Genomic DNA, 17,043 nt, shown 5'->3' with positions numbered 1-17,043 from the left:
GGCTGGGATGCCTTTGACACGATGGACGCATCGGCGACGGTGAGCGCCGCGCCAGCAGACCACGGGGAGCATGAGATGGCCACCGACCGAGGTCCAGATCGAACGCGCCGGCCCGGCGATCCGGTCCGCCTGCGTACGCCCGACCAGCCCACCGTCCTGCCGGACTGGATGCTGGATCCACCGCCACCGCGGCGCACGCTCGGCGTCCGGATCGCCGAGGGCGTGGCCGCCCTGCCCGGCGCCGGGGCCGTCCGACGTCGCTGGTGGTCCTGGCAGGGACGACAGCGCCTGCGCGACCGCTACCCGAACACCGTGAAGGTCATCGCCATGCTCGTCTCCTTCGTGGCGAGCCTGGCCCTGGTGCTCCTCATCTACGGGCTCTACAGCCAGGTCTGATCAGGCCGCGACGCGTCCCTCGCCACGGACCGCGCCGGTCACCGCCCAGGCACCGCCGCGCAGCCGCAGCAGCAGCCCGACCAGACGGATCACGGTGAACAGCATCAGCCCGGCCCAGATGCCACCGAGGCCCAGATCAAGGGCGTACGCCAGCCAGATCGCCGGCAGGAAGCCGCCGAGCGCGCCGGCCACGGTGAGGTTGCGCAGATAGCGGATGTCGCCCGCGCCGATCAGCACGCCGTCGAGGGCGAACACCACTCCGGCCAGCGGCAGCATCGCGGCGAACCAGGGCCAGGCCACCAGCGCCTGCTCGTGTACCGCCTGATCGGAGCTGAACCAGGTGGGCACCACGCCGGCGCCGGCCGCCGCGAGCACGGCGAAGGCCGTACCGCAGATCGCGCCGAGCCGGCCGATCCGGCGGGCCAGTGCCCGGGCCGTCGCGTCGTCACCGCCGCCGAGCGCCGCCCCGACCAGCGCCTGCGCGGCGATGGCCAGCGCGTCGAGCACCAGCGCCGCGAAGAACCAGAGCTGTACGGCGATCTGGTGGGCACCGACCGTGGCGGCACCGAACCGGGCGGCCACGGCGGTGGCGGACAGGAAGCTGGCCTGAAAGGCCACCCCCCGGATCAGCAGGTCCCGGCTGAGCACCAGTTGCTGGCCGATGACCCGGGGGCGCGGGCGCAGCGCCACCCGCTCGGCCACCAGGGCGGCGGCGAAGAGGGCACCGGAGAGGGTCTGCGCGATCACGTTCGCCACCGCCGAGCCGTTCAGCCCCATGCCGACCGGGTAGACCAGCACCGGGCAGAGCACCGCGGAGAGCAGGTTGGGGCCGACCACGAAGAGCAACGGCCGGCGGGTGTCCTGCACACCCCGCAGCCAGCCGTTCCCGGCGGCGGCGAGCAGCAGCCCGGGGGCACCGAACGCGGCGATCCGCAGCCACTCGGCGGCAGCGACGGCCACCTCACCGCCGCCGGCCAGGGCACCTGCCAGGGCACCTCCGCCGAGCTGCATGCCGACCACGACCGCCAGCCCCACGCCGAGGGCCGACCAGGACGCCTGAACGCCCTCGGCCACCGCGGCGGCCCGGTCTCCGGCACCGAATCGGCGGGCGGCGCGGCCGGTCGTGCCGTACGCGACCACGGTCCCCAGCCAGGCGGTGAGGGTCATCACGGTCCCGCCGACGGCCACCGCAGCCAGCGGCACCCGGCCCAGATGGCCGACGACCGCGGTGTCGACGAGCACGTAGAGGGGTTCGGCGGCGAGCACCACCAGGGCGGGCAGGGCGAGCGCGGCGATCCGGCGCGGCGACGCGACCCGGCCGGTGGCGACGGTGGACTGGCTCATCGCCGCCGATGGTGGCACGTGAGACGTAAGGGGAGCAAGGTGGTGCACCACTTACCCGGCGAACGTCACCCGGGCACGGTGCCGGTCCAACCCGGCGGCACGGGAGGACGACTGGACCGGCGGTGACGCCGTACGCGTGGACGGCTCGGCGTCACCGCCGGTCGGACACCGTCACTGACGGGTGTCCATGGAGGTCTGCAGGGCGCGACGGGCCTGCTCACGGGCCTCGTCGGTGGTTTCGGGCTTGGGCTTGGCGGCCATGGTGGATTCCTTCCAGGGCACGCGTCACCGAGCGTGGCGGCGCGTCACGGGCGGTGCTACGACTGTCGCCCGGAGCCGCTTCCGGGGTCGCCGGAGCGGCGGATGGGCGGCCTGGTGGCCCGGGTCGGTCGACCCTGGAACGAGGCGGCACCGGGTATGGCTCCGCCCCCTGACCTGCGCCGAAGCGGCGCCGACCGTTTCCCAAGTTATCGTTCAGGTCCACATGGTGCGCGCTGTTCCCGCGATCTGGACAGGTCGGCTCCGGTCAACGCGCCAGGAAGTGCCAGCCGATCCACCACCAGAAGCCGAACAGCCCGATCCGGCCCACCGGCACCGGACCCACCTCGTACCGCATGACGTAACCGCAGAGTTCGCCGAGCGTCGGAATCTTCGAGCCCTCCCGGCGGGCCAGCCACTCCACGAGCCCGAACAGCGCCAACCCGACCAGGAACCCGCCGATCGCCAAGGCCCGCATCATCGCCGCACCAGTCCCCAGAACGCCGACAGCCACACCAGCCAGGCCGCCGAACGGACCAGGCGATCCTCCAGCAGCGGATCGGCCAGCCGGGAGAAGGTGGGGAAATCGTCACCGGCCGCCGCGAAGAAGGTGGCGCCCTCGAAGATCCCGAAGACCACCACCGGCAGCGCCCACCACACCGCGCCGGGTCTCAATCGCTCCGGTGCCGGACGAGCCTGCACCCGCTTGGTCAGGCCGAGCCAGATCAGCATCCCGCCGGCACCGAACACATAGACGTTGGCCTCGGTCGAGAAGGACGGGAAGCGGCCGCCGACCAGTGAGAGGGCGACCAGCACCGGTACGCAGACGACCGGCCGCTCCCAGGTGCGAGGGGCGTCGACGGTGAGATCGTGGGGCTGCTCCATCATCCGATTCTCCCCGTCCTGTCCAGGTGCGAAAGCGCCGACGCCCCGGAGGTGACCCTGAAATCACCCCTGCTGGCCGGTGCCGCTCTCCGGGGTGTACGCCCGCAACTGCGTCCGGATCCGCTCGACGACCTCGTCCACAGTGCCACGGCCGGTGAACCCGGCGGCCAGTCGGTGACCGCCGCCACCCAGCGCCACCGCCACCCGACTCACGTCGGTCGCGCCCTTGCTGCGCAGGGAGACCGCCCACACGCCCGGGGCGGTCTGCTTGATCACACAACTCACGTCGGCCTCGGCGGTGCAGCGCACCGGGTCGATGAGTGCCTCCAGCACGTACGGCCGCTGCTCGTGGCGGGCCAGGTCGTCCAGGGTCGCGTACGTCCAGACCAGGCCCTGCCCGCCGGCCTCCTCGGGCTCCAGCCGGGCCCGTCCGAGCACCTCACCGAAGAGCCGCACCGCGCCGAACGGGCGACTGTCGAACACCCGCCGCGAGATGTCACCAGGTCGGATCCCGGTGGCCAGCAGCCGGGCCGCCATCTCATGCACGGCCGGTGTGGTCGCGTCGAACCGGAACGAGCCGGTGTCGGTGCTCAGCGCCACGTACAGGCACTCGGCGATGCCGGCGTCCAGCGGCACGCCGAGCCGGTCCAGCAGCTGCTCGGCGAGCACCGAGGTCGCCGCCGCGGCCGGGTCGACCAGGTTCACGTCACCGAAGCCGCTGTTCGAGGCGTGGTGGTCGAGCACCAGCGCGGTGCCCGTCCCCGTCAACCGGTCGGCCAGCTCGCCGAGCCGCGACTCACTCGCCGCGTCGAAGCAGATGATCAGGTCCGGCTCCGGTTCCGCCTCCGCCTCCGGCACCAGCAGCTCCAGACCCGGCAGACCGCGCAGCGGCTCGGGCACCTCCGGCGGACCGGGGAAGGTGGCCTGCAACCGGCCGACGCCGAGCCGCCGCAGCCCGAGCGCGAAGCCGAGCATGCTGCCCAGTGCGTCGCCGTCCGGGTTCACGTGACAGATCAGCAGCACCCGGCCGTCAGCGGGAAGCTGGCGTACCGCTGCCACCGCTGCGGCCCAGTCGGCCTCGGTCGGACCGGCGGAGACCGACGCGCCGCCGGTCGGGGCCGCTGTGCCGGCGGAGCCCGCCGGAGCGGACCGGCCGAGGCCGGACTGCCGCAGCACGGCCGGGTCCGACTCGGTGAGGGCACCACCGGAGGGAGCGGTCACCGCCGTTCCCCGCCCCGGGCGTCGTCGACGTTCTCGTCGGTGTCCGACTCGGCGGTCTCGTCCTCGTCGGTCTCGTCCTCGTCCAGGCGGTACGGCTGTGCCTCACCGGCGTACTCGGCCCGGGCGGCCAGGCGCTGCACCTCGGCATCGGCGTTGCGGGCCGCGGCGAGCAGGTCGTCAATGTGCTTGACCTGATCCTGAACGTCGTCCAGAACGAAGGTCAACGTCGGCGAGTGACGCAGCCCGAGAGCCTTGCCGACCGTGCTGCGCAGCATGCCCTTGGCGCTGTCCAGCGCGGCGGCGGTGCCCGCCTGGGCCGCCGCGTCACCGAGCACGGTGTAGAAGACCGTGGCGTCACGCAGGTCGGCCGTGATCCGGGCGTCGGTGATCGTGATCATGCCGAGTCGAGGGTCCTTGATCTGACTCCGCACCACCGACGCGACCAGTTCGCGCACCCGCTCCGCGTGCCGGCGTACCTTGGCCGCATCCGTCATCTCCGCCACCTCCACGGCGTCCCGCTACGGGCCGGGACCGGTGACGCCGGCGTCACCGGAGTCCGGACCGACCCCAACACTCGAACCCTACCCGCGCCGTCCTCCCCGGCGTGCGGGGCGGCGGCCAACGGCTCAGTCGTCGCCGCCGTGCAACCGGCGGCGTACCGACAGCAGTTCGACCTCCGGACGGCTCGCGACCAGTCGCTCGCACGTGTCGAGCACCTCGCGGGCGTGTGCCGCCTCGGCGGCCACCACCGCCACTCCTATCTCCGCTCGCCCGTGCAGGTCGAGCGCCCCCACCTCGGCGGCCGACACGTCGAACCGGCGAAGTGCCGCGACGATCGGCCGTACGTACGACCTCTTGGCCTTCAGCGACCGGGAGTCCCCCGGCAGCAGCAGGTCGAATACTGCGGTTGCGGTGTACATCGTCTGGGGACACTACCCGCACCCCACCCCACATGATCAAGGGGTTTACGCCGACCGGCGTAAACCCCTTGATCAGTGCGTCACCGCAGGATCAGGCGCGAACCTTCTCCCGCATCTCGAAGGTCTCGATCACGTCGCCGACCTGGACGTTGTTGTAACCACCCAGGGTCAGACCGCACTCGAAGCCCTCGCGGACCTCCGTCGCGTCGTCCTTGAACCGCTTGAGCGAGCTGATCGTGAGGTTGTCCGCCACGACCGTGCCGTCGCGCAGCAGGCGCGCCTTCGCGTTCCGTCGGATGACACCCGACCGGACGATGCAACCGGAGATGTTGCCGATCTTGGACGAGCGGAACACGTCGCGGATCTCCGCGGTGCCGAGCTCGACCTCCTCGTACTCCGGCTTGAGCAGGCCCTTGAGCGCCGCCTCGATCTCCTCGATGGCCTGGTAGATGACGGTGTAGTACCGGATCTCCACGCCCTCGCGGTCGGCCATCTCGCGAACCTTGTTGGAGGCCCGCACGTTGAAGCCGATGATCGTGACCGGCTCGGACGACGCGCTCGCGAGCATGACGTTGCTCTCGGTGATCGCGCCGACGCCCCGGTCGAGGACCTTGAGCTGGACCTCCTCGGGGATGTCGAGGTTGAACAGCGCGTCCTCCAGGGCCTCCACCGAACCGGAGACGTCACCCTTGAGGATGAGGTTGAGCGACGTCTTCTCGCCCTCCTTGAGCTGCTCCATGAGCGTCTCAAGGGTGGCCCGGCCACGGGAGTTGGCGAATGCCGCCGCCCGCCGGCGTGCCTGCCGTTGCTCGGCGATCTGCCGCACCGTGCGGTCGTCCGCCGCAGCGAGGAAGGTGTCGCCGGCCCCCGGCACCGCGGTCAGACCGAGGACCATGACCGGACGCGCCGGACCCGCCTCGGTGACCTGGTTGCCGTTCTCGTCGAGCATCGCCCGGACCCGGCCGTGCGCCCCACCGGCGACGATCGAGTCGCCCGCCCGCAGGGTGCCCTTCTGCACCAGCACCGTCGCCACCGCACCACGACCCTTGTCCAGGTGCGCCTCGATGGCCACACCCTGCGCCGGCCCGTCGATCGGAGCGGTCAGCTCCAGCGACGCGTCGGCGGTGAGCAGCACCGCTTCGAGCAGATCCTCGATGCCGATGCCGGGCTTCGCGGCCACGTTGACGAACATGGTGTCGCCGCCGTACTCCTCGGCGACCAGGCCGTACTCGGTCAGCTGCTGGCGGACCTTGTCCGGGTTCGCCTCCGGCTTGTCGACCTTGTTGACCGCGACCACGATCGGCACCTCGGCCGCCTTGGCGTGGTTCAACGCCTCGATGGTCTGCGGCATGACACCGTCATCGGCCGCCACCACCAGGATCACGATGTCCGTCACCTGGGCACCACGGGCACGCATGGCGGTGAACGCCTCGTGACCCGGGGTGTCGATGAAGGTCACCGCGCGGTCCTCGCCCTCGTGCGGCACGTGGACCTGGTAGGCACCGATGTGCTGGGTGATGCCTCCGGCCTCACCGGCGACGACGTTCGCCTTGCGGATCGCGTCGAGCAGCTTGGTCTTACCGTGGTCGACGTGACCCATGACGGTCACCACCGGCGCCCGGCTGACCAGGCGGTCCTCCGCGACCTCGGCGTCGAGGTCGATGTTGAACTGCGCGAGCAGCTCGCGATCCTCGTCCTCCGGGCTGACGATCTGCACGGTGAAGCCGAGGTGCTCACCCAGCAGCAGCAGCGTGTCGTCGGAGCACGACTGGGTCGCGGTGACCATCTCGCCCAGGTTGAACATCTCCTGGACCAGCGAACCCGGGTTGGCGTTGATCTTGTCGGCGAAGTCCGACAGCGAGGCGCCACGGGAGAGACGTACCGTCTGCCCCTGACCCCGGGGAGCACCCGAGCTCATGGTCGGGGCCGACAGGTTGTCGAACTCCTGTCTGCGCTGCTTCTTGGACTTGCGGCCACGAGTGGGCTTGCCACCCGGACGGCCGAAGGCACCCGCGGCGCCACCGCCCCGGCCACGGCCGCCGCCACCCGGGCGACCGCCGCCACCGGCCGGCGCACCCGGACGGAATCCACCGCCACCGGCACCTCCGCCGGGACCGCCACGGTAGCCACCGCCACCGCCGCCACCACCGGGACCGCCACGGTAGCCACCGCCACCGCCGCCACCACCGGGACCGCCACGGTAGCCACCGCCACCGCCGCCACCACCACCCGGACGACCGGCGCCCCCACCGGGACGACCGGCACCCGGACCGCCCGGACGACCCGGACGCTGGCTCGGCATCGACGCCGGGCTCGGCCGCGGCGGCATCGACGCCGGGCTGGGACGCGGCGGCATCGAAGCCGGGCTGGGACGGGAACCACCGGCACCGGCGGCCGGTGGCCGCTGCTGCTGGCTGCCCTGGATACCGAAGGGGTTGTTACCGGCGCCGCGCGCCGGCGGGCGACCCTGCCGGCCACCCGGACCCGGATTTGTCGCACCGGGACGACCCGCGGCCGGAGAACCCGGGCGGGGCGGCATGGTGCCAGGACCGGGTCGGGGACCCGGACCCGGACGGGCACCACCGTCGGCCGGTGGCTCCCGGCGGACGTTCTCCCGCTGCTGCTGACGGGCGGCCTGTGCGGCCTTGACCGCGGCCTCCTGCTCAGCCTTCAGCGCGGCGGCACGCGCCTCGGCGGCGGCCACCTCGATGTCGTGAGCACTCGCCGGCTTGGCGACCGGGGCCGCCGCTGGCGGCGGACCGGGCACCGGGCCCTTCGGCTTCGGCCCGGGCACCGCCGGACGCCGTGGCGGCGTCGGCTTGGCGGTGACCCGAGGCTCGCCGGAGGTCGGCGACGGGGTCGGTGCCGCCGTCGGAGCCGGTGCGGCCGACGGCGCGGCCGACGGGGCACCGGGGCCACCCGAGGCGACGAAGGCGCTACGCAGCCGTCGGGCGACAGGCGCCTCGACGGTGCTCGACGCGGACTTGACGAACTCGCCCATCTCCTTGAGCTTGGCGAGTACGGTCTTGCTTTCGACCCCGAGCTCTTTTGCAAGCTCGTGTACGCGGGCCTTACCTGCCACTGCACTCCTCACTCCGAGGTCGTGCGGGCAGCACCCGCAGCGACCTCACTCGTGCACTTGAAGCCTGATCATTTCTGGGACTTCATCGTGTGCTCATGTCGGTCGTCCTACCTTGCTAGCGGCCCTCGTCCGGTCGGGTGACCGGACGTGGTGGTTGACGCGTCAGGTACTCCGCGAGGGTCCCGTCATCCGGGACCCCGGCGACGCGCAGCGCGCGCCCGAAGGCACGACGCCGCACTGCCTGCGCGAAGCAGGCCGGATCCGGGTGCATGTTCGCTCCCCGACCCGGCAGCCTGCGGGCCGGATCGGGTCGGAGGCTGAAACCAGCCTCGTCGCCAACCGCGACGATCCGCAGCAGTTCACTGGCCGGTGCACGCCGTCGGCAACCCACACAGGTGCGCTCCGGCAGCGCGCGTCGTGCCACTGGTGGAAGTCTACCCCTAGCTACCCGACACCGCTCCGCCCGGTTCCCGGACGTGATCAGCACCGGGCCGGCCGGCGGGACCGGTTTGTTCGGCGTCGGAGCGAATGTCGATCCGCCAACCGGTCAGTCGGGCAGCAAGCCGGGCATTCTGCCCTTCCCGCCCGATCGCGAGCGAGAGCTGGAAATCCGGAACCGTCACCCGCGCGGCCCGGTTTGCCAGGTCGACCACCTCGACGCGCAGCGCCTTGGCCGGGGAGAGCGCGTTACCGACGAAGGTCGCCGGGTCGTCCGACCAGTCGATGATGTCGATCTTCTCACCGTGCAGTTCGCTCATCACCGCGCGGACCCGCTGGCCCATCGGACCGATGCAGGCGCCCTTGGCGTTGACCCCGGCCGCCGTGGAACGCACCGCGATCTTCGTACGGTGACCCGCCTCACGGGCGATCGCGCCGATCTCGACAGTGCCGTCGGCTATCTCCGGCACCTCCAGGGCGAAAAGCTTCTTCACCAGGTTCGGATGTGTCCGGGACAGCGTGATCTGCGGGCCCCGCATTCCCTTGGCCACGTGCACCACCACGCAGCGGATCCGCTCGCCGTGGGTGTACCGCTCGCCGGGCACCTGCTCCGACTGCGGCAGCACACCCTCCAGCTTGCCCAGGTCGACGGTGACGATGCCCTTCTCGGCCCGTGCCTCGTGGGCCTGAACCACCCCGGTTACCAGGTCGCCGTCGCGGCCGACGTACTCACCGAAGTGCACCTCGTCGGTAGCCTCCCGCAGCCGCTGGAGGATCACCTGCTTGGCGGTCATGGCCGCGATCCGGCCGAAGTCGTGCGGGGTGTCGTCCCACTCCCGCTCCACGGTGCCCTCGGTGCCCAGCTCCTGGGCGTAGACAAGTGCCGCGCCGGTCTTCCGGTCGATCTCCACCCGGGCGTGTGGCTCGGCGCCCTCGGTGTGCCGGTACGCGGTCAGCAGCGCGGTCTCGATCGCCGCGAGGATCGTGTCGAACGGGATCTCCCGCTCGCGCTCCAGTGCGCGCAGCGCCGCGAGGTCGATGTTCACCTCTCCTCGTCCTCCACATCGTCATCGTCGTCGACGTCTTCTGATTCGGCCAGTTCGTCGAGGCGGGTGAACTCGACCTGCACCCGACCCGGCCCGAGGTCGCCGTAGGCCCACTCCGCGCGGTCCGCATCGGTTTCCAGCACCACCCGCTCGGCGTCGGCGTCGACCACCCGGCCGGTGATCTGCCGGTCGCCCCCGGGCTGACCGGACGGCGTCGCACCGCGAACGGTCACCCGGACCAGGCGCCCCACGTTGCGACGCCAGTGCCGGGGCAGCGTCAACGGGCGGTCCACGCCCGGCGAACTGACCTCGAGCTGGTATTCCCCCGCGACGATGTCGCCGCCGCTCTCCTCCGCCGCGTCCAGCGCGGTGGAGACGGCACGCGACACGTCGGCCACCGCGTCCAGGTTGATGCCGCCATCGGCGTCGACGATCACGCGCACCACGTGCCGGCGGCCGGCTCGGGAGACGGTGAGGTCCTCCAGGTCGTAGCCGGCTTCCTGCACCACCGGCGCGATCACCGAGCGCAGCCGTTCGCGACGGGCGGCGAGGTCACCGCGGGGGGCCTGACCCGCGCGTGCAGCCTGGCCACCGCGGGGTCGCCCCGTCGTCCTGGTGGCACGGCCACGCTGCGTCATCCGAAGAACCCTTCCGCTGCTCGCCGACGCCATGCCGGCACGCCACCGGTGCGGACGCGCCGGTGGCTGCGCAGAGCGTAACGCGCCGCCGGGACGACGGCCCGAGCGGCGCACCGACGCCACCGCCGGACACGCGTCACGGGGATGGTGTTGACTTGTCCGGTGGCGATGGGCAGAACGACTCGGCAGGACGAATCGTCCGAGCTTTCCCGACGCGCGGTACTGCGGGCCGGCGCACTGCTGGCGCTCGGCGGTGCCGCCGCCCCGCTGACCGGTTGTGGCCTGCTCGACCGCGACGAGCAACCGCCGCAGCCCGATCCGCTCGCTCCGCTGCTGGACGAGTCGCTGCGGCTGGCCGCGGGGCTGCGGTCCGCCGCCACCGCGCATCCCGACCTGGCCGACAGGTTGCTTCCACTCGCCGAGTCACACGAGGCGCACGCCGCGGAACTGGCCCGGCTGACAGGCGTCGCGACCGCCTCCGCCACGCCCACGGCCACCCCGTCCGGCCCGCCGCCTGTCGACGGCACCGCCGCGCTGGCCGCGCTACGGCAGTCCGAGCGCGCCGGCCGGGAGTCGGCGATCCGGGCCTGCGCCGCGGCACCCGCCGAGCGCGCCGCGCTGCTCGGCTCGGTCGCCGCCGCACGCGCCACCCACCTGGAGGCGTTGCGATGAGCGAGCGTGGCGAGCGAATCATCAGGCCCAGTGCGGCCGTGCCTCATGACCGCACGCAGCGAAGCGGAGTGGCGTCATGAGCGAGCGTGGCGAGCGAATCATCAGACTCAGTGCGGCCGTGCCTCATGACGGCACGCAGCGAAGCGGAGTGGCGTCATGAGTGAAGCGTCCGAGGCGCTGGCCGGCGCGCTGACCGCCGAGTACGCGGCGATCTGGGCCTACGGCCCCATCGGGGTACGGCTCAGCGACGCCGAACGCAAGGCCGCGGTGGCCGCGGAAGCCGCACACCGGGCCCGCCGGGACGCCCTGGTGATGCAGTTGAGCACCGGCGGTGGCACGGTCCCGCCGGATCGGGCCGGATACGCGCTGCCCTTCCCGGTGACCGACCGGGCCAGCGCACTGCGGCTCGCCGTGCAGGTGGAGGAACGCACCGCGGCCTTCTGGCGGGCGGCGCTGCCGGTCAGCACCGGCGCCGACCGGGATCGCGCCCTGGCCGCCCTGGTGGAGTACGCGGTGCGGGCGACCCGCTGGCGCCGCAGCGCCGGCATCACCCCGTTGACCGTGCCGTTCCCGGGCCGCCCCGCCTGAGCCGGGCCGACCGACTCGTCTGGCGTAGGCGAGCTCACTCCCGCGTCGGTTGCGGTCGGCATACCAGGTATGCATACTCCGGTCCATGTCCATCCGCCACGGCCTGCTCGCCCTGCTCGAACGCGGGCAGATGTACGGCTACCAGCTCAGGGCCGCCTTCGAGGAGTCGACCGGCTCCACCTGGCCGCTGAACATCGGGCAGGTCTACACCACGCTGTCCCGGCTGGAGCGGGACGGTCTGGTGAGGTCGCTGCCGGAGAGCGAGGCCGGCCAGCGTCCGTACGAGATCACCGACGCCGGGCGGGCGGACCTGGCCCTGTGGTTCGCCACCCCGATCAGCCGTACCGACCGCCCCCGGGACGAGCTGGCGATCAAGCTGGCGCTGGCGTTGACCACCCCCGGCGTGGACGTCCGCGCGGTGGTGCAGACGCAACGGACCGCCACCATGCGCACGTTGCAGGAGTTGACCCGGTTGAAGTACTCCAGCGACAGCCCGGAGGATCTGCCGTGGCGGCTGGTCCTGGACGCCATGGTGTTCCAGGCCGAGGCCGAGGTGCGCTGGCTCGACCACTGCGAGACCAGCCTGGTACGGCACCGCCCCCCGGCCGCCGGCCCAGCGCCCCTCTCCGAGGCGGTGGGCCACAGTGGTGAGGAGGCACGACGGTGACCACCGCCGGTGGGCGAATGCCGGCCGCCCCTGATCCGCGAGCCGCGTCCGACGCCGCCGCGACCTCCGACGCCGCAGTCCCCGGTCCGGACGACGACGCCGTGCTGGACCTGCGTGACGTACATCGCACGCACGGCAGCGGCCCGGCCGCGGTACACGCCCTGCGCGGGGTGAGCCTGGCCGTGCGCCCCGGCGAACTGGTCGCCGTGATGGGCCCCTCCGGTTCCGGCAAGTCCACCCTGCTCACCCTGGCCGGCGGACTGGACAGCCCGACCGCCGGTGAGGTGCACGTCGAAGGGCAGCCGCTGCACGCCCTGGATCGGCGCGGGCTGGCTCGGCTGCGCCGCCGCCGGATCGGCTACATCTTCCAGAACCTGAACCTCATCGGCAGCCTGACCGCGGTGGAGAACGTCGCCCTCCCCCTCGAACTGGACGGCTCCGGGGTACGAGCGGCCCGTCGGCTGGCGCTCGCCGCACTTACCGAGGTGGGGCTGACCGAGCTGGGTGACCGGTTCCCGGACCAGCTCTCCGGTGGCCAGCAGCAGCGCGTCGCCATCGCCCGGGCGTTGGTCGGGCAGCGGCGGCTCGTGCTGGCCGACGAACCGACCGGGGCGCTGGACTCGCAGACCGGCGAGGCGGTGCTGCGGCTGCTGCGCCGCCGGGTCGACGCCGGAGCCGCCGGGGTGCTGGTGACCCACGAGGCACGGCACGCCGCCTGGGCCGACCGGGTCGTCTTCCTGCGCGACGGCGTGGCGGTCGACTCGACCGCCCCGCTCGCCGGCGTGGAGGCCCTGCTCAGCGGCAGCGGCCGGTGAGCGCTCGGCAATCCCGGCTGACCAGCGGCGCACGACTGGCCGAGACGATCGGCTCGTGGCGGGCCGCGCTGCGCATCGCCCGGCGTGAGGCGAGGCGGGCCCGCGGGCGTACCACCCTGGTGCTCGCGATGATCATCCTGCCGGTGCTGGCGTTGAGCTTCATCGCGGTCAGCGTGGACATGGCCCGGCTGACCCCGAGCGAGGAGCTGGACCGCCGGCTCGGCAGCGCCGACGCGGAACTGAAGGTGGTGAGCCGCGGCCCGGTCGAGCAGAACGCCGACGGCAGCGGTTGGATCTCCGAAGGCAGGGAGCAGCCGCGCACCGCACCGGTCACCGCGGACCAGGTCGCCGCGCTGCTGCCCGAGGGCAGCCGGGTGCTGGCGGTACGCCGCTGGGTGCCGTTCAGCGCCTGGCAGGGCGACCGGATCAGCGACGACATCACCGCCACCGTGATCGATCTGACCGACCCCCTCGGGCAGGGCGCCGCCCGGATCCACCAGGGCCGGGCGCCGGCCACCGCCGACGAGATCGCGGTGAACCTGGCCGCCCGGCGCAGCCTCGGCGTCGACATCGGGGACCGGGTCCCCGCCCGGGACGGCACCCGTACCTGGACGGTCGTCGGCGTGGCCGAACTCCCCGAACACCTGGCCCCGATGGTCATCCTGCATCCCGCCGGGGCCCCCACGCAGACCGACCCCGAGGAGGTGTTCCTGGCCGACCTGCCCGGCCCGCTCACCGACGACACCTTCCGGCATCTCAACCGCAACGGCGTCGTGGTCAGCGCCCGGACATCCGCGCCACCCGGGGTGGTGATCCAGCATGTCGAGCCGCCGAGCAGCGGGATGACCCTGGAGGAGGTCAGCACCGGCGTCCTTGTCGGCGGGCTCGGCCTGCTCGAAGTGGTGCTGCTGGTCGGGCCGGCGTTCGCCGTGGGAGTACGCCGTCGGCGGCGGGACCTGGCCCTGGTGGCGGTCGCCGGTGGCGACGCCGCCCACCTGCGTCGCGTGGTGCTCGCCGACGGGGTGGTGCTGGGCGGAGTCGGTGCGGTGACCGGGATCGCGCTCGGCGTGGCCGCCGCCTTCGCCGGCCGGCCGCTTGTCGAACAGTTCATCTTCCAGCAGCGGTTCGGTGGCTACCGCGTCTGGCCCACGGCCCTCGTGGTGATCGCGTTGGTCGCGGTGCTGGCCGGGGTCCTGGCCGCACTGGCACCGGCGTGGACGGCCGCCCGGCAGGACGTGGTGGCCGGGCTCGCCGGACGACGTACCCCGCCCGTGCACCGGCGCCGGTGGCTCACCATCGGCATCGCGCTGGCCGCCGGCGGCACCGTCGTGGCCGCGATCGGTGCGGTCGTCACCTCGCAGTCGGTCATCCTCGCCGGACTGGTCATGGGCGAACTGGGGCTGGTGTTCGCCACCCCGACCCTGGTGGGACTGCTGGCCCGGCTCGGTCGGTTCCTCCCGCTGGCACCCCGGATCGCGGTACGCGACGCCAGCCGCAACCGTGCCTCGGCCGCGCCGGCCATCTCCGCCGTGATGGCTGCGGTCGCCGGCAGTGTCGCCCTCGGTCTCTTCCTGGCCAGCGACGACGCCCGCAGCGACAAGCAGAATCAGGCCCGGCTTCCGGACCACACGGTGCTGGTGACCACCGGCGGCGATCCCGCGTCGGACAGCCCGCCGACCTTCGACGAGATCAGCGGCCCGGCTCGGGAACTGCTCGACGCCGGCACGATCGCCCCGCTGGCGACAGCCGGCTGTCAGCCTGACTTCTACGCCTGCACGGTCACCGCGACCATGCCACCCGAGCGGGCCTGCCCCTGGCAGCCGTACGAGCCGCTCAGTGCCGCCGACCAGCTGCGGGCCCGCGCCGACCCCCGCTGCCAGCGCATCGACGACAGCCCCAGCGGCCCGTACCTTCGGATCGCTGTGGACGACGGCACGACGTTGCGGCTGCTCACCGGCGTCGCACCGGCCGACGCCGACGCCGCCACCGCCACGCTGCGCTCCGGTGGCGCCGTGATCACCGACGCCCGTTTCGTGCGCGACGGCCAGCTGGATCTCCGGGTCGAACACGGCAGCGAGACGCGGCCGGCGGACATCGCCACGGTGCCCGGGCACGCGCTGCACACCGGGCTCGGTGAGCACTGGCTGCTGCTCTCCCCCGCCGCCGCCGACCAGCTCGGGCTCGTCACCCGGCAGATCGGCTGGGCGTTGCACGTCCAGCAACCACCGGATGAGCAGCGACAGGACGAACTCGACGTCGCGCTCCGCCCGCTCGGCTCCGGGGGCATCGCGGTGGAGCAGAACCGGGACCACGACGACACCCGCCCGCTGCTGCTGTTGCTGGCGGCGGTTTCCGCAGCGGTCACCGTCGGTGCCGCCGGCATCGCCACCGGCCTGGCCGCCGCTGAGGGGCGGGGCGACCTGTCCACCCTCGCCGCGGTCGGTGCGGGCCCGGGCGTACGCCGCCTGCTGTCGCTCTGCCAGGCTGGCCTGATCGCGGTGCTCGGCTCCACGCTGGGCATCGTCGCCGGGCTTGCCTCGGCCCTGATCGTGCTGGCCTTCACCAACCAGCGTTACGCCGACCGCTGGCCGATCGAACCGCCCTACCCGTTGGTGATGCCCTGGCTCACCCTCGGCGTGCTGGTCGCGGTACCAATTGTGGCGATGCTCGGCGCGGCACTGTTCACCCGTTCCCGGCTACCTGTGGAACGCCGTCTGGACTGACTGGCACCCGGCACCCCAGACTGTGCGGATGTCCGTTCTGGGAAGCCTCACCCGCCGGGTCGGTCGGCACCGCTGGTTCGGCGCCACCATCCGACTGCTGGTACCCGTCGACCGGGCCGTCGGTCGACTGACCCGGGGTCGGGTGGTGGCCCTCGGGCTCGTACCGTCCCTTGTGATCACCACGACCGGCCGCAGGTCCGGTCTGCCGCGCAGCAATCCACTGCTCTACGTGCCCGACGGTGACGGGTACGTGGTGGTCGGTTCGAACTGGGGTCAGGCCCATCAGCCGGCGTGGTCGCTGAACCTGCTCGCCGAGCCGAGGGCCGAGGTGGACGTCAAGGGAAGCCGGATCCCGGTACGCGCCGCGGTGGCCACCGGCGCCGAACGCGACCGCCTCTGGCGGCTGCTCGTCGACGAGTGGCCGGCCTACGAGACGTACGTGGAACGGGCCGGTGGCCGGGAGATCCGGATCTTCCGCCTGGTGCCCGACGAGGCACACACATGATCCGACACGCCTGATCGCCATGGTCCGTCACAGGGCTTAGGGTGTGCGTGACCGGGACGTCGCTGTCGGCGACGGTGTGGGTGGCGCGATCGCGGGGTGGTCGGCGTGGACGGTGTCCAGGAACACCGGGACGATCCCCGGTGGGACGTGGCCGAACGGGTCGCCGCAGCCATCCGACGGCGGTTCCCGGCCGATGTGCTCGCGGTCGCGGTCCACGGTCCGTTGGCCCACGGCGACGACGACGGCGGTGGCGACGGTGAGGTCGGGCTGCTGGTCGCCACCTACCGGCCCGGCACCGGGCCGCCACCGGCGACCCGCCGGGTGGACGGCGTGCTTGTCGACCTGACAGTCGTCGCCGCCGAGGAGCGCCTGCGTCAGGCCCGGCAGTTGACCAGCCGGTGGCCGCTGACCGCCGACCGCTACGTGACCACGCGCGCCCTGCACGACCCGACCGGATGGCTGCCCACCCTGCGTGACGAGCACCTCGGCCGCCTGGCCCGGGCCCGCCCGGCCGAGTTCACCTCGGCGGCCCGCAGGGCCTGGTACCGGGGCAGCGCCGCGCACGCCCGGGCCGCCCGGCTCGCCGAGTGGTACGAGACGGACCAGGCCCTGCTGATGCTCGGTGAGGCCCGCCTCGGCGCCGCCACGGTCAGCGGACTGCTCAGCCGCACCTACTTCCGGGACCCCGGCGACGCGGTGCGCCGGACCGGGCTGGCCGGGGCGGACATGACCGAGGTGGGTGCCGTCCTGGCCCGCCAGTCGGCGGAACTCACCGCCCGTGGCCGCCCCGTCGACGGCACCATCGACGACCTGCTCGACGGCTGACCCAGCGGCTCCCGGGAAAC

At 72.8% G+C, this 17,043-nt stretch carries 17 protein-coding genes and 1 pseudogene; 8 read left to right on the top strand and 10 right to left on the bottom strand.

Features of this window, described 5'->3' with window-relative positions; genetic code table 11:
• The first annotated feature begins 75 nt into the window (after positions 1 to 75).
• The gene (locus tag AB0I71_RS20635) at positions 76 to 396 is read left to right on the top strand and encodes a hypothetical protein (RefSeq protein WP_357586900.1); all 321 of its coding nucleotides are present in this window, start codon (positions 76 to 78) and stop codon (positions 394 to 396) included.
• Here AB0I71_RS20635 and AB0I71_RS20630 read toward each other — a convergent pair whose 3' ends face one another.
• From AB0I71_RS20630 to rimP, 10 genes and pseudogenes are all read right to left on the bottom strand, one after another.
• Positions 397 to 1,740: an MATE family efflux transporter gene (locus tag AB0I71_RS20630; protein WP_357586898.1), complete on the bottom strand. Its 1,344-nt coding sequence runs from the start codon at positions 1,738 to 1,740 to the stop codon at positions 397 to 399.
• Positions 1,741 to 2,266: 526 nt separating this feature from the next.
• Positions 2,267 to 2,476, bottom strand: coding sequence for a DUF6186 family protein (locus tag AB0I71_RS20625; protein WP_199172386.1), 210 nt, complete (start codon positions 2,474 to 2,476; stop codon positions 2,267 to 2,269).
• Positions 2,476 to 2,883, bottom strand: a complete 408-nt coding sequence (locus AB0I71_RS20620) for a hypothetical protein (protein WP_357587052.1) — start codon at positions 2,881 to 2,883, stop codon at positions 2,476 to 2,478. The genes AB0I71_RS20625 and AB0I71_RS20620 overlap by 1 nt, the downstream gene beginning before the upstream one ends.
• A gap of 63 nt (positions 2,884 to 2,946) precedes the next feature.
• The gene (locus AB0I71_RS20615) at positions 2,947 to 3,942 is read right to left on the bottom strand and encodes a bifunctional oligoribonuclease/PAP phosphatase NrnA (protein WP_357587050.1); all 996 of its coding nucleotides are present in this window, start codon (positions 3,940 to 3,942) and stop codon (positions 2,947 to 2,949) included.
• 158 nt (positions 3,943 to 4,100) lie between these two features.
• On the bottom strand, positions 4,101 to 4,598 hold the full coding sequence (gene rbfA, locus AB0I71_RS20610; RefSeq protein ID WP_357586896.1) for a 30S ribosome-binding factor RbfA: 498 nt from the start codon (positions 4,596 to 4,598) through the stop codon (positions 4,101 to 4,103).
• Positions 4,599 to 4,730: 132 nt separating this feature from the next.
• Positions 4,731 to 5,024: a DUF503 domain-containing protein gene (locus AB0I71_RS20605; protein WP_357586894.1), complete on the bottom strand. Its 294-nt coding sequence runs from the start codon at positions 5,022 to 5,024 to the stop codon at positions 4,731 to 4,733.
• A 91-nt stretch (positions 5,025 to 5,115) separates the two neighbouring features.
• Positions 5,116 to 8,106 carry a translation initiation factor IF-2 gene (gene infB, locus AB0I71_RS20600; RefSeq protein WP_357586892.1) on the bottom strand — a complete coding sequence of 997 codons (2,991 nt, stop codon included), beginning with the start codon at positions 8,104 to 8,106 and terminating at the stop codon, positions 5,116 to 5,118.
• A 93-nt stretch (positions 8,107 to 8,199) separates the two neighbouring features.
• Positions 8,200 to 8,530 (bottom strand): annotated as a pseudogene (locus AB0I71_RS20595) (YlxR family protein).
• A gap of 16 nt (positions 8,531 to 8,546) precedes the next feature.
• The gene (nusA, locus tag AB0I71_RS20590) at positions 8,547 to 9,590 is read right to left on the bottom strand and encodes a transcription termination factor NusA (protein ID WP_357586890.1); all 1,044 of its coding nucleotides are present in this window, start codon (positions 9,588 to 9,590) and stop codon (positions 8,547 to 8,549) included.
• Positions 9,587 to 10,228: a ribosome maturation factor RimP gene (gene rimP, locus AB0I71_RS20585; protein WP_357586888.1), complete on the bottom strand. Its 642-nt coding sequence runs from the start codon at positions 10,226 to 10,228 to the stop codon at positions 9,587 to 9,589. The genes nusA and rimP overlap by 4 nt, the downstream gene beginning before the upstream one ends.
• Before the next feature lie 168 nt (positions 10,229 to 10,396).
• Here rimP and AB0I71_RS20580 point away from each other — a divergent pair, with 168 nt between their 5' ends.
• From AB0I71_RS20580 to AB0I71_RS20550, 7 genes are all read left to right on the top strand, one after another.
• Entirely contained in the window at positions 10,397 to 10,900 is a 504-nt protein-coding gene (locus AB0I71_RS20580; RefSeq protein ID WP_357587048.1) for a hypothetical protein, read from the top strand.
• Positions 10,901 to 11,056: 156 nt separating this feature from the next.
• Positions 11,057 to 11,488, top strand: coding sequence for a ferritin-like domain-containing protein (locus AB0I71_RS20575; RefSeq protein ID WP_357586886.1), 432 nt, complete (start codon positions 11,057 to 11,059; stop codon positions 11,486 to 11,488).
• Positions 11,489 to 11,573: 85 nt separating this feature from the next.
• Entirely contained in the window at positions 11,574 to 12,155 is a 582-nt protein-coding gene (locus tag AB0I71_RS20570) for a PadR family transcriptional regulator (protein ID WP_357586884.1), read from the top strand.
• Positions 12,152 to 12,970 carry an ABC transporter ATP-binding protein gene (locus tag AB0I71_RS20565; protein WP_357586882.1) on the top strand — a complete coding sequence of 273 codons (819 nt, stop codon included), beginning with the start codon at positions 12,152 to 12,154 and terminating at the stop codon, positions 12,968 to 12,970. The genes AB0I71_RS20570 and AB0I71_RS20565 overlap by 4 nt, the downstream gene beginning before the upstream one ends.
• Positions 12,967 to 15,693 (top strand): ABC transporter permease, encoded by a 2,727-nt coding sequence (locus tag AB0I71_RS20560; RefSeq protein ID WP_357586880.1) that lies wholly within the window; start codon positions 12,967 to 12,969, stop codon positions 15,691 to 15,693. Before AB0I71_RS20565 ends, AB0I71_RS20560 begins: the two co-directional genes overlap by 4 nt.
• A 28-nt stretch (positions 15,694 to 15,721) precedes the next feature.
• A complete protein-coding gene (locus AB0I71_RS20555) occupies positions 15,722 to 16,198 on the top strand; it encodes a nitroreductase family deazaflavin-dependent oxidoreductase (protein WP_357586877.1) in 477 nt (158 codons plus the stop codon).
• A 105-nt stretch (positions 16,199 to 16,303) separates the two neighbouring features.
• Positions 16,304 to 17,023 carry a nucleotidyltransferase domain-containing protein gene (locus AB0I71_RS20550; protein ID WP_357586876.1) on the top strand — a complete coding sequence of 240 codons (720 nt, stop codon included), beginning with the start codon at positions 16,304 to 16,306 and terminating at the stop codon, positions 17,021 to 17,023.
• Positions 17,024 to 17,043 lie beyond the last annotated feature (20 nt).

Origin of the sequence: Micromonospora sp. NPDC049891, from assembly GCF_040660295.1 — a bacterium.
In the GTDB taxonomy this organism is placed as follows: Bacteria; Actinomycetota; Actinomycetes; order Mycobacteriales; family Micromonosporaceae; genus Micromonospora.
This window is presented reverse-complemented; position numbering and strand designations above follow the sequence as displayed.